A 265-nucleotide genomic window follows, 5' to 3' on the forward strand; every position below is an offset into this window, starting at 1 on the left:
GTCCGATGTTGGCTGCGACTATTCCAGTCGGTAATCCGGCGAACCGATCGCGGCAGGAAGAAGTCGACCCTTCACGGTCGTTCACTAAATCTCGAAGCGCATAGCCAGGTCCAGAAAGCTGTCAGCAATGCGGATGGCGCACTCTGGCGCCATGCCGATCATGGGCAGCATAAATACAGCCCCGGTAGGGTCAAATGCCAACAGCTCTCCGCAACCATTTCCGGCGAAAGCCAGGAACCCAGGCGCGTAGGTTTCGACTTCAACG

The 265-nt window shown here is 57.4% G+C and carries 1 pseudogene; it reads right to left on the minus strand.

The features are described 5' to 3' along the window. Window positions 1-84: 84 nt before the first annotated feature. Window positions 85-265, minus strand: a pseudogene (locus SB765_RS30500) (SMI1/KNR4 family protein); the annotation flags it as partial.

Source organism: Pseudomonas sp. SIMBA_067, from assembly GCF_046534675.1.
Lineage (GTDB): Bacteria > Pseudomonadota > Gammaproteobacteria > Pseudomonadales > Pseudomonadaceae > Aquipseudomonas > Aquipseudomonas putida.